Origin of the sequence: Burkholderia sp. Bp8998 (assembly GCF_003854235.1) — a bacterium.
Taxonomy (GTDB): domain Bacteria; phylum Pseudomonadota; class Gammaproteobacteria; order Burkholderiales; family Burkholderiaceae; genus Burkholderia.
In genome coordinates, this window is the sequence record NZ_QTQF01000080.1 from 1 (window position 1) to 12,745 (window position 12,745).

Genomic DNA, 12,745 nt, shown 5'->3' on the forward strand with positions numbered 1-12,745 from the left:
TGTATGGCGTGATGGGCAGGGGCATCGGTCGCTGAATTGATGCCTCGTCGAGAGTTACGCGGTTATGCAGACCTTCCCTAACGATCAAGATGATGGAGGCTGCAATCGAAACCGGGCGATGGAATATGTAAGCGGCCGGAACGGGCCGCGCGTTGCCTCGCCTGCTGCTGACCATCCATGACAGTTCTCTGATCGGCAGTCCGCTAGAATGATCCGTTGTTCCCGGCGTGTGCCGCCATGCGCGCTACACTGCGTCCATTCAATCTTCCATCCCGCCGACGATGACGTCTCCTGTCCTGAACGGCCTGCGCATCGGTATCACGATCGGACTGCGCACCCCCGACGAAAGCCTGTGGATCAACGGCATCAAGCAGAACGCGCTGTTTCTCGCGAAGCTGCTGATGGCGTCGCCGCATGGCTACCGCGTGACGCTGGTCAACACGACCGACGTGCCGCTGACCGACGCGCTGCCGTGGGATCGCACCGTGTACGACACGCGCGCGTTCGCGGAGATGAAGGATGCGCTCGACGTGGTGATCGAACTCGGCGGCCAGATCGACGGCGCGCAGACGGCCTACCTGAAGGCGCGCGGCGCGAAGATCGTCAGCTATTGCTGCGGCGTCGAGTACATCAACGCGATGGAATCGATGCTGTTCGGCCGCCGGCTGTGGGATTCGCTGTTCATCAATCGCGGCTACGACGAGGTGTGGGCGATTCCGCAGATCGCACCGTCGTCGCTGCCGTTCCTGCAGTCGCTGCGCCGTTGCCCGGGGCGCGTCGTGCCGTTCGTGTGGGATCCGATGTTCCTCAGCGCGCGCGCGGCATCGCTGCCCGAGCACGGCGAGTACCGGCCGCGCAGCGAGCCGGGCAAGCGGCTCACGGTGATGGAGCCGAACCACAACGTCGTGAAGTTCTGCGTGTACCCGATGCTGATCATCGACGAAGCGTATCGCCGCGACCCCGACGCGATCTGCTTCACGCACGTGACGAACGCCGACCGTCTCGCGCACGACAGCCCCGAGTTCGTGATGCTGATGAACTACCTGGACATCGTGCGCGAGGGCAAGGCGAGCTTCGTCGGGCGCTTCGACACGCCGCTGTTCCTGGCCGACCTGACCGACGTCGTCGTGTCGCATCAATGGTCGAACCCGCTCAACTACTTCTATTTCGACGTGTGCTGGCAGGGCTATCCGCTCGTGCACAACGCGAGCCTCGCGCCCGATCTCGGTTACTACTATCCGGACAACGACGTGCAGAAGGGCGCGGAGGCGTTGCTGCACGCGCTGCATACGCACGACGACGACTGGGAAGGGTACACGCGGCGCCAGCGCGAAATCCTCGGCCGCTATACATCGGCGAACCCTGCACTCGTCGCCGAATACGACGCGCTGCTTGCGAACCTGATCGGCGCGACGGCATAAGGCCACGCGACTTCGCCCGCCGTCATCCAGATTGCCCTGGTTAATGTATGAAGAAATGACGCGGTTAAAAAGAAACCGCCGAACCGGGGAGATTCGACGGTTTTTGAAGGCACGAATTTGACGGCTCCGAGGGAAGTCCGTCGAAAATCATTTTATAGGTTAACAAGTCCGAAAGATTGTTAAATATCTTTCAATCGATGGTTGTCGTATAATTCGGCTCGATATTCTGGTTTAAGCCTTGCCTGATTATCATTCGAATATAGTCAATATCGTTTGAAACGGCGAAATTGCATTCTGCGGAGACCGAATGCACCGTCGCAACCCAATGGTGGCGCGACCTGCGAGCGGTTTCGGCGAATCAGGGTGTCGGGTCCGGGCAGGGTTTCCCCCGACAGTTATTTTTCAGACAAAATGCCAGGCATCTGATTTTTTGAAACAAGCCGTGCGGTAAATCGATTCGCCGGAGGATGTTTGGACGGCGCAAATAAGTGATATCGATTGGCGTTACGCCGGCGATTTTGTGTAATCTGTCGCACTGCTGTCGACGTGCGTGCGTGGTGTATTTCCCGTATTTGAATATCGTTGACAATATCGGATTTGACGGCGCGTCGAAATAAAAAGTACGCTCTCGGAAAAGATCAAAACAAGAGGATGGGCCGGGTAGGCGGTGGCGCGTGTCGTGGTCGGCTCGCGCCGCATGTATCGAGAGCGCGGGCCGTCATCGGCGGTCCGACATTTGCCGGAGCGCCGGATGAATGCGGTCGAACCTCGCCTGGAGGCGAATAGCGTAGCGAGTCGGGACGAGATCGATCTCGTGTTCGGCGCGCCCGACGATCACCCCGACCTTGCGTCGGTACGCAGTTTCGTCGAGAGCCGGCTCGGATTCGCGCGCGAGCCGGTCTGCCGTGCCGACCTGTCGGGCGGCGTGCTGTATCACGAATGCCTCGCGCGACTGCGCTGGGGGGCGCGCGAGGCGCTGCCGCCGCTCGCGTTCCTGCCGCGCCTCGAATCGCTCGGGCTGATGCGCTGGTTCGACCGGCTCGTGGTGGGCCGGACGATCGACGCGCTGCGCGCCGATCCGAAGGCCGTGTATGGCTGCAACATCGCGGCGGCGAGCGCGGTCGTGGACGACGCGTGGCTGGCCATCTTCAGGCGGCTCGAGCACGAGCCGTCGGTCGCGGCGCGGCTGGTCGTCGAAATCACCGAGACGGGGCCGCTGAACCCCGTCGCGGGCCGGTCGTTCGTGAACCGGTTCCGCCAGGCCGGATGCCGCGTCGCGATCGACGACTTCGGCGTCGGCTTCAGCGCGCTGAATAACCTGGTGGTCGGCAACCCCGATATCGTGAAGCTCGACAGGTCAGTCCTGTCGCTGATCAAGCGCAACGCGATCGGGCGCTACCAGTTTCGCCGGCTGATCGCGTTTGCGCACGAAAGCGCGCGGCACGTTGTCGTCGAAGGCGTGGAGAACGAGGTCGACCGGCAGATCATCCTGGATTCCGGCGTCGCATGGGCGCAGGGCATCCGCTTTACATGGCGGTCACCGGCCGCCGCATGACGCCGCGGTGCAGGCGCTGCGCGCCGGCACCGGGCAACGAATGATCGAAAAGGGGCGTGGGCATGGCGGCGACGAAGAAGGCCGGGCACGGAACGGGCACACAGGCGGCCGATGCACGCGAACTCGTCGCGATCGCCGAACTGGCCGACATGCTGGGGCAACTCGGCGCCGCATCGACCGAAGCGCCGATCGACGTCGCGCCGTATCTCGACGGCCTGAAGGCCGTCGCGCACCGTATTCACAGGATGAAGCCGCTCGACGCCGACAGCCGTGAACTTGCGGCGCGGCACTATTACGCCGGCGTGTTTGCGGGCGCCTGCGGCGACGATTCGGTTATTGCGCGCGGCGTATCCGGCAGCCTCGCACGGCAGGCCGGCCAGGTCAGCCGCGCCGCGCTCCGCTGTTTCGCGGGGCTGGCGCGGATCGGACGCCAGCATGGCCTCATGTTTGCCACGCACGGCGACGACGGGGTGCCGCCCTGGCGTCGGCTCGCGCGTCGCGCCTGACGCTCGCCGATCGCGGGCGGGCGCGGTCAGCCGAGCGCGCGCCCGGCGAACAGGCGCTGGATCTGCTCGGAATACGCGCGGACGTTGTGGTCGGCGAGCGTGTCGACCTGCTGCAGGCAGCGGCGGGCCGCTGCCGCGTAATCGTCGAGCCGCGCGTCGTGCGTCTGCGCGGCGGTCGCGATCGCGCGCGCCGCGTCGAATATCTCGAAGTCCGGGTAGTAATAGCCGACGTCGCGCAGGAACGGCGAGTTGTGCACCAGCGGGTAGTTGCCGTACAGCGCGTCGTACAGCAGGTAGTTCAGGCCGTTTTCCCAGTGGTGCGACACGACGATGTCGGTGTGATGCGCGGCCCACGCGACGAACGGTGCGCGCACGTCGGCCGTTGCCTTGCCGTCGCGCACCATCTCGAGCCCGAGCGCGAGATGCTTGAAGGCGACGTTTTCCTTCTTGTCGAACGTGTTGGTCATGTACACGTGTTCGACGAGCTCCGGATGCGCGACGTAGCATGCGTTCGCGGCCAGCATCGGCACGATCGAACTCTTCACGACGTTCAGGTTCGGCTCGAAGAACGCGATGCGCTTGGCCGGACCACGGTTGCGGTAGCCGAAGCGCGCCTTCAGTTCGGGATCGGCGTCGAGGCTGCGTTCGATGAAGTACGGCGACCAGATGTGCGGCAGCTCGATCACCGGCGCGCGATAGACGGCCTGGAAATAGGCCGCGCACGTGTGCATGTGTTGCGGGTTGGTCCAGATCTCGTCGAACTGCACGCGGTGCGGGTTCGGCCGCCAGTCGTTCTTCTCGAAGTTGATCGTCTCGACCGCGATCACGTAGTCGTTGCCGAAGCGGTACGACACGCACTTGCCGCCGCGTCGGCGCACGGCATCCGTGTGCGACGGGTCGATGAACGCGTTCATCTCGATCAGCAGGTCGGTCTGGTGGACGATCGCCGACAGCGGACGCAGCGCGTCGCCGAATGCGTCCATCATCAGCGCCTGCGGGTAATCAGCGATGCCGTCGTCGTGCGCGAGCCACACTTCACCGACCAGCGGCGAGCGTTTCAGCAGCATGTACAGGTACACGCAATGCTGGTTCGCGCCGTTGTACCAGATCGACTGCGTGGCGTCGCGCTGCACGTTCATCGTAATCGCGACATTGATTTTCATCGGCGGCTCCGGGCGCACGGTGCGCGTTTACGGCGTGTAGTTCTGCGACTGGCGCGGCTCGTAGCCGGTCAGGTGCCAGAGGCCATCGTCTTCGAGGCGAAAGCTCAGCTTCTCGAACACGGTCGCGCCGGTCGTCAGCGTCGTCGCGTAGTCGAGGTTCGCGTAAAGCCCGTCGGGCATCGCCGTCGCATTCTTGTAGCGGATCCGCGTGATCTGCGCCCAGCCGCGATGGCTGACCATGCCGACCGACTGGCGCGCGCGCTGCATGTCCGCGGTGAACTGGTCCTGCTTGACGCGCGCCTTCACGAACGCGGCGGAATCGGCCCATACCGCGCCGAACTGGCCGGCGTCGAGCTGTTTGAAGACCGTGTCGGCATCGCGCAGCAGCGCGTCGGCCGATTCGCCGCCGGCTTGCGCGTGCGCACCGATCGCGATCGACGCGAGGGCGCAGCCGATCAGCCATTTGGCGCGGGAGAGGGGCGGGTGTGCGTTCACGTCGGAGTCTGGAGAAGGCGGCGCGTTATGCATCGCGATAGAGCGACGCGATCGCGTCGGAATACGCGGCGACGTTGTCGGGGTTGTAGATGCTGACCGAGTCGAGCACGTGCTTCGATTGCTCGCGGTACGCGTCGAGGTTCGCGTCGTGTTCGGCGAACGCCTGCAGCAGCGCGCGGCCGCCGGCCTGGCAATCGAAGTCCGGATAGAAATACCCGGCCTTGCCGAGGAACGGCGAGTTGTGGATCAGCGGATAGTCGCCGTACAGCAGTTCGTAGTACAGGTAGTTCTGCGCGTTTTCCCACGTGTGCGACACCACCGCATCGCCGTAGGCGGCCATGAACTCGTACACCGCATAGCGGCTTTCGAACGTCGTGATCCCGTGGTTCACGATGTCGAGGCTCTTCGCGAAGTGGACGAACGTCGCATGTTCCTTCAGGTGCAGCGTGTTGCACACTCGCACGAACTCGAGGAACCCCGGCTTGGCGCGATACGCTTCCTCGGTCACCAGCATCGGGATGATGCTCGTCTTCACCATGCAGATGTTCGGCTCGAACATCGTCACGCGCCAGCGCGGCTTGCCAGGCTGATAACCGAACGACAAGCCGGGGCCGAGCGTCGCGCGCGCCTTGTCGAACAGCATCGGATGCCAGATGTGCGGGACGATCGTCACCGGCGCGCGCAGGCCAGTCTGGTAATAGTGCAGGCACGAGCGCTCGAACTCCGGAATCGTCCACACCGCGTCGTACGGCGCGCCCGAGAACAGGAAGCCCGACGGCTTGTTGAACATCGCACGCTCGATGTCGATCACGTAGTCGTTGCCGACCCGCATCGTGACGACCTTGCCGCCGCGGTCGCGGAACGCGCGCAGGTAGTCCGCGCCGAACTGCGCGCTCATTTCGATCAGCACGTCGCAGCGCTGCAGCGCTTCGTCCATCGACAACAGCGGCACGTCCCATTCGCCGAGCATCATCTGTGGATCGGCGACCTGTTCGCCGCCGTTCACCATCACGGCTTGAGCGACGAGCGGCGACTGGCGCAGCAACAGGATCAGCAGCAGGCAGTTCTGGAAGATGCCGTTTTCCCACAGCGACTGGCCGGCGCCGCGCACGAACAGCGACACGCCGACGACGAGACGCTTGCCCTCGCCGGGCGCTTGACGGGCATTGGAGTCCGACATGCGTATGCTCCGGTTCAGGCGACCAGGCGCGTGACGAACGCGTCCAGGTTCGCGGGGTTGTCGATCGACACCGACTGCAGCAGCCGGTCGGCCTTCGCGCGATAGTCGTCGAGCCGCTCGTCGTGATGCAACCATGCATCGCGCAGCGCCTGGCCGCCCGCCACGGAATCGAAGTCCGGGTAGTAGTAGCCGGCGTCGCCGAGCAGCGTCGAGTTGTGGATCAGCGGATAGCCGCCGTACAGCACGTCGTAGTACAGATAGTTCTGCGGATTTTCCCAGTGATGCGACACGACGGCATCCGCGTGGCGCGCCATGAAGCTCGGCAGGTCGATGCGCGGCTCGAACGTCGCCTTCTGTTGGCGCACGAGATCGAGGCTGTTCGCGAAGTGCACGAAGGTTGGATGGGCCTTCATGTGCATCGCGTTGACCACGAACAGATGCTGCACGGCGTCCGGTTGTGCGCGGTAGAACTCGTCGCATACGAGCATCGGGTAATGGCACGACTTCACGACCGAGATGTTCGGCTCGAGCGTCGCGAGATGCCACGGGCGACGGCCGGGCCGATAGCCGAACGTCAAGCCTTCGCCCGCCAGCGCGGCGATGCGGCGATCGAGGAAGTACGGCGACCACAGATGCGGAATCGTATGGACCGGCGCACGCGTGAGCGTGCGCAGGAGCGGCACGTCGATCTTCTGCGACTTCTCGAGCACCCACACTTCGTCGAACTGCGTGCCGTTGAAGATGTGTCCCGACGGCTTGTCGAAGATCGGCGTTTCCGCGAGGCCGCTGTAGGTATGGCCGACGTAGCACGCAACGAGCTTCGTGCCGAGCGCCTTCACGTGCCTGAGCCATTCGACCGGCAGTTGCGCGCCCATCTCGATCACGACGTCGAGCTCATGCGTGACGTCGGCGGGCGTCACGAGCGGCACGTCGAGGCCATCGAGTTCGAGGCCGCTCGGCAGCGCGTTCGCGTCGCCGCCGTTCAGGAAATAGACGGGGCCGACGCGGTCGGAGCGCTCGAGCATCATCGCGAGGAACGCGATGTTCTGGTGTATGCCGTTTTCCCAGATCGCCTGGCCGTCCCGCGCAAACAGCGAGATGCCGACGGCCGGCCGTTGCTTGCGGGTGCCGCCCGAGGCGGTGTGATTGATGTCCGTCACCGGTTGGTTTCCTCTGCGGCGTCGCGCGTCCGGCCTTGGCCGCGAAACGGTGCGCCGTGGATTGTCGTGGTTGCGTTCGCGCCGGCGCGCGCTGGAATACGAGTCGAGCGGCACCGATCGCGACGCGGCCGCCGGATTCCGGTGTGTCGTCGGGCGGGTCTGGCACGGTGCGCGACGCGGGCGGAACGCCCCGGCAACTGTCTGCGGCGATTGTGGCACGGAAGGCGCCGTCTTGTGGAGGGGCCTGACGAACTTTGACATAGCCGCCGGCGCGGGGGGGCGGGGCTCCGGCGAAACGGCGCGGGCTCGGTCGGGCGGAGTGCCGGCAGGACGGCTGCGCCCTGTCGGTCTGGGCCGTCGCGTGCCGGTGCGGGGCGCCTGGGCCGAGACGGCCGGCTGCTCAGCGCTGCAGCGAGATGTCGACGCGGCGGTTGCCGGCGCGGCCTTCGGCCGTTGCGTTGGACGCGACCGGATCGGCGCTGCCGCGGCCCGTGACCGACATGGTTTGCGCCTTCAGCCCGTGCGCCTTCAGGTAGCTTGCGACGGTTTCCGCACGGCGCTTCGACAGCGCGAGATTGGCGGCGTCGTTGCCGACCGAATCCGTATAGCCGGTGACCGTCACCTGCGTATACGTGCGGTTTTCGCGTTCGCTCAGCAGCTTGTCGAGCAAGGCGCGCGCGGCCGGCGTGAGCGTTGCCAGGCCCGTCGCGAACAGCGCGTCGCCCGCGAGGTTCACGTGTTCGACCGCGGCGGGCGCGGGGGCCGGCTCGGCCGCCGACGCCGCTTCGGCCGGCGCGGCGCCGCACTGGAACACCAGCGTCGCGGGATCCGAGCCGTCGCGCAGCGCACGGGCCGAATCGACCACGCGCAGCGGCTGGTCGCCGCAGATCTTGCGGGCGGCCTTCATGCAGGTCTGCGGGCCCGACAGCAGGCCGTGGCAATCCACCTGGAAGGTGCGCACGCCGTCGCGCGGCTGCAGTTCGGATGCGCTGTAGGTCGGGCCGGATGCGGTCGAGCACGCGGCGAGGGCCATCGCGGAAAGCGCGAGCGCAAGAGCGAGTTTGTTCACGGTTACGTCCTCAATGCTTGGGTTGACTGAAACTCGCCGCGGGGGCGCGGCGGGCTCGTCCTGCCGTCGGGGCCGCCCGGCACCGCCCGGTTCGTGAGCCGGGCGGCGTGGCGGCGCGACGGGTTACTTCCACTGGTACAGCATGCCGGCGCCGATCACCTTCTGACCGCCGCTGAAGCCGCCGTTGATCGACGCCTTCAGGTTCTCCGTGATGCGAGCCTGCATGTTGACCGCCATCGCCTTCTGACCCAGGAACGACGCGGTGCCGACACCCATCCCGAAGTTGGCGTCGCGATCGAGCTGCGGGATCGACGCCATCGCGCCCACGGCCGCGATACCCTGCTTCGCCATCTGGTCGGTCTGCTGCAGTTGCGAACCCAGCGAGTTGATCTGCGCCTGCTGGCCCGACAGTGCCGTCGACAGCGTCGTCTGCACCTGCGTCAGCTGGTTCACGTTCACCGCGTCGGTGCCTTGCGTACCCGGTGCGACGTTCGTGATCTGGCGCTGCTGCGTGTCGCTGCCCACCGACACCACGTTCGAACGGCCACCGTCGGTCGAATTCGCGCCGATCGCCACCGAGTTCGAGCCGGCGGTGACGGTCGGCTTGTCGTTGCCGGTGCCGTTCATGTCGGCCGCGATGGCGGTGTTGTTCGCCGAGCGCGTCGTGTTGTTGTTGATCGTGGTGGACAGCTGGCTCACCTGATCGCCGAGGTTCGTCACGCCGGTCGACAGCGAGGCCACCGTGCTGTTGGTCGAGCTCAGGCCGGTCGACAGCGAGCCGATGCCGGTCGACGTCGACGTGGACAGCGACGTGAGGTTGCTGTTGGTCGAGCTGAGGCCCGTCGACAGCGAGTTGATCGCCGTCGAGGTCGACGTGGACAGCGAAGTCAGGTTGCTGTTCGTCGAGCTCAGGCTGGTCGACAGCGAGCCGATGCCGGTCGACAGCGACGAGATGTTCGACGCGGTCGACGTCGACAGGCTGTTGACCGCCTGGTTCGTCGCGTTGAGCTGGCTGCCGTTGATCGCATCCGTGCTGGTGGCCGAGACCTGGCCTGCCGCGACGTTCGTGATCTGGCGTTCCGCACCCGGTGCGCCGACGCTGAAGACGCCGACCGGATTGGTGCCGTAGACCGGGTACGTGACGCCGCCGACCGTGATGCTCGATACGGCGACTGCAGTGCTGGTGGTCGAGTTCGCACCCATTGCGATCGAGTTGGCGACGTTGGCCTGTGCATTCGTGCCGAAGGCGAGTGCGTCGGCGGCCGTGGCCCTGGCGCCCGCGCCGTAGGCCTGTGCGCCGGTCGCGCTGGCCGTCGACTGGTTGCCCAGCGCGATCGTGTTGTCCGCGGTGGCCTGGTTCGAGTTGCCGAGGGCGAGCGCGCTGTTGCCGGCGGCCGTGTTCGCGTTGCCGAGCGCAACGGCGCCGGTGCCGGTCGCCGTGTCGTTCGCGCCCAGCGCCACTGCGCCGGTGCCCGTTGCGACGCTCGGGTCGCCGATCGCGACCGCGCCGTCGCCGCTCGCCGTGTTGCCGGAGCCGATCGACACCGCCTTGCCGCCCGTTGCCGACGCATTCTGGCCGATCGCGACTGCACCGTCCGTCTGGGCGTTCGAACCGTCGCCGACCGCGACGCTGCTGGCGCCTGCCGCGCTGGCGTTCACGCCGGCTGCGAGCGAGTTGACGCCCGTCGCGCCGTTGTTGGCGTAGTTGCCTTGCTGCGTGCCGTTGTCGTTGACGCTGAAGTAGTGCGTCTTCGCGGCTTCGATCGCGGTCGACGTCGAGGTGGACAGCGACGTGATCGAGCTGGTCGCGGAGCTGAGGTCGGTCGACGTCGAGGTGGACAGCGACATCACCGAGCTGTCAGTCGAACTCAGGCCGGTGGACAGCGAGCTGATGCCGGTCGAGGCCGAGGTGGACAGCGATGTGACCGTGCTGTTCGTCGAGCTCAGGCCAGTGGACAGCGAGCTGATGCCGGTCGAAGTCGAGGTGGACAGCGAGCTGATCGAGCTGGTTGCCGACGACAGGCCGGTCGACGTGGAGGTCGACAGCGATGCCATCGAGCTGTCGGTGGAGCTGAGGCCAGTCGACAGCGAGTTGATACCCGTCGAGGTCGAGGTGGACAGCGAGCTGATCGAGCTGGTTGCCGAGGACAGGCCGGTCGACGTGGAGGTCGAGAGCGAAGCCACCGAGCTGTCGGTCGAGCTGAGGCCAGTCGACAACGAGTTGATGCCGGTCGAAGTCGAGGTGGACAGCGAGCTGATCGAACTCGTTGCCGAGGACAGGCCCGTCGACGTCGACGTCGAGAGCGACGAAATCGAGCTGTTAGCCGACGACAAGCCGGTCGACGTGGAAGTCGACAGCGATGCCACCGAGCTGTCGGTGGAGCTGAGGCCAGTCGACAGCGAGTTGATACCCGTCGAGGTCGAGGTGGACAGCGAGCTGATCGAGCTGGTTGCCGAGGACAGGCCGGTCGACGTGGAGGTCGAGAGCGAAGCCACCGAGCTGTCGGTCGAGCTGAGGCCAGTCGACAGCGAGTTGATACCCGTCGAGGTCGAGGTGGACAGCGAGCTGATCGAGCTGGTTGCCGAGGACAGGCCCGTCGACGTCGACGTCGAGAGCGACGAAATCGAGCTGTTAGCCGACGACAAGCCGGTCGACGTGGAAGTCGACAGCGAAGCGACCGAGCTGTTGGTCGAGCTGAGGCCAGTCGACAACGAGTTGATGCCGGTCGAAGTCGACGTGGACAGCGACGCGATTGAACTATTGGCCGACGACAGCCCAGTCGAAGTCGATGACGAAAGCGAGGTCACCGAGCTGTTGGTCGAGCTGAGACCCGTCGACAACGAAGTGATGCCGGTCGACAGCGACGAGATCGCGCTGCTGGACGACGACACCGTCGTCGACAGCGAATCCACGACGGAATTGGTTGCGAAGAGCTGGGAGCCGTTGATCGCGTCCGTGCTGGTGGCCGTGATTTGACCTGCCGCGACATTGGTGATCTGACGCGTGGTGCCCGTGCTCGCGTTGCCGACACTCACCACGCTGCTCGGATTGCCGCCCGCGAACGTGCTGGTCACGCCACCGACGGTACCCGTCGGTGTCGCGTTGGGTGCTTCGGTGACGGAGCCGCTGCCGAGTGCGACGTCGCCGGTGTTGTTGGCGACGGCATTCGGGCCGATCGCGACCGAGTCGGTACCGAGTGCCTGGCTGTCCGCTGCCGTCGAATTCGCGTGGAAGTACTTGATGCCTTGGCTGTTGATGCTGTTGATCGCCGAGCCGACGCTGTTGGCGGTCGACGTCGTGCCGTTCGCGTTGTACGTGGTGTACGACGGAGCGGAGACCGTGCCGGTTGCCGGGTTGTAGCTGGCGCCGCCACCGAGGGCTGCGGCCGTGCTGTTGCCGAGATTGTCGGTCTTGGTCGTGACCGTGCTGAGGCCGGTGGACAGCGAGCCGATCGAGCTGTTGGCCGACGAGAGGCCGGTTGACGTCGAAGTCGACAGCGAAAGGATGGCACTGTTGGTCGAGCTCAGGCCGGTCGAAAGCGAGTTGATACCGGTCGAGGTCGACGTGGACAGCGACGAGATCGAGCTGTTTGCCGACGAGAGGCCAGTCGACGTTGAAGTCGACAGCGAAGCGACCGAGCTATTGGTCGAGCTGAGGCCCGTCGAAGTCGACGTGGACAGGGAACTGATCGAGCTGGTCGCGGACGAGAGGCCGGTCGACGTGGAGGTCGAGAGCGAAGCCACCGAGCTGTTGGTCGAGCTGAGACCCGTGGACAGCGAGTTGATGCCCGTCGAAGTGGACGTGGACAGCGAGCTGATCGAGCTGTTTGCCGACGACAGACCGGTCGATGCGGAGGTCGACAGCGAAGTGACCGAGCTGTTGGTCGAGCTCAGGCCGGTCGAAAGCGAGTTGATACCGGTCGATGTCGACGTGGACAGCGACGAGATCGAGCTATTAGCCGACGAGAGGCCAGTCGATGTGGAGGTCGACAGCGAAGCAACGGAGCTATTGGTCGAGCTGAGGCCGGTCGAAGTCGACGTCGACAGGGAGCTGATCGAGCTGTTGGCCGACGAGAGACCGGTCGACGTGGAAGTCGACAGCGAGGCAACTGAGCTGTTGGTCGAGCTGAGGCCCGTCGAAAGCGAGTTGATACCGGACGAGGTCGACGTGTTCAGGGAATACAGACCAGACGTAG

The 12,745-nt window shown here is 65.3% G+C and carries 9 protein-coding genes; 3 read left to right on the plus strand and 6 right to left on the minus strand.

Features of this window, described 5'->3' with window-relative positions:
• The first annotated feature begins 281 nt into the window (after positions 1-281).
• The 3 genes from DIE06_RS36740 (at position 282) to DIE06_RS36750 (ending at position 3,482) form a co-directional block, all read left to right on the plus strand.
• The gene (locus DIE06_RS36740; protein WP_124665604.1) at positions 282-1,421 is read left to right on the plus strand and encodes a DUF2827 domain-containing protein; all 1,140 of its coding nucleotides are present in this window, start codon (positions 282-284) and stop codon (positions 1,419-1,421) included.
• A gap of 751 nt (positions 1,422-2,172) precedes the next feature.
• The gene (locus DIE06_RS36745) at positions 2,173-2,976 is read left to right on the plus strand and encodes an EAL domain-containing protein (protein WP_124665605.1); all 804 of its coding nucleotides are present in this window, start codon (positions 2,173-2,175) and stop codon (positions 2,974-2,976) included.
• A gap of 62 nt (positions 2,977-3,038) precedes the next feature.
• A complete protein-coding gene (locus DIE06_RS36750) occupies positions 3,039-3,482 on the plus strand; it encodes a hypothetical protein (protein ID WP_124665611.1) in 444 nt (147 codons plus the stop codon).
• Between the two features lie 26 nt (positions 3,483-3,508).
• On the opposite strand, the gene DIE06_RS36755 is transcribed toward DIE06_RS36750, so the two are convergent.
• The 6 genes from DIE06_RS36755 to DIE06_RS36780 all read right to left on the minus strand — a co-directional run.
• The gene (locus tag DIE06_RS36755; protein WP_124665606.1) at positions 3,509-4,645 is read right to left on the minus strand and encodes a DUF2827 family protein; all 1,137 of its coding nucleotides are present in this window, start codon (positions 4,643-4,645) and stop codon (positions 3,509-3,511) included.
• Positions 4,646-4,672: 27 nt separating this feature from the next.
• A complete protein-coding gene (locus tag DIE06_RS36760) occupies positions 4,673-5,140 on the minus strand; it encodes a DUF4019 domain-containing protein (RefSeq protein ID WP_124665607.1) in 468 nt (155 codons plus the stop codon).
• 25 nt (positions 5,141-5,165) lie between these two features.
• The gene (locus DIE06_RS36765; protein WP_124665608.1) at positions 5,166-6,320 is read right to left on the minus strand and encodes a DUF2827 domain-containing protein; all 1,155 of its coding nucleotides are present in this window, start codon (positions 6,318-6,320) and stop codon (positions 5,166-5,168) included.
• A gap of 14 nt (positions 6,321-6,334) precedes the next feature.
• Positions 6,335-7,480 (minus strand): DUF2827 domain-containing protein, encoded by a 1,146-nt coding sequence (locus DIE06_RS36770; RefSeq protein ID WP_124665609.1) that lies wholly within the window; start codon positions 7,478-7,480, stop codon positions 6,335-6,337.
• A gap of 400 nt (positions 7,481-7,880) precedes the next feature.
• Entirely contained in the window at positions 7,881-8,549 is a 669-nt protein-coding gene (locus DIE06_RS36775) for an OmpA family protein (RefSeq protein WP_124665610.1), read from the minus strand.
• A gap of 123 nt (positions 8,550-8,672) precedes the next feature.
• Positions 8,673-12,745 (minus strand): YadA-like family protein (locus DIE06_RS36780; RefSeq protein ID WP_185733571.1); only part of this gene is annotated, 4,073 nt, incomplete at its 5' end.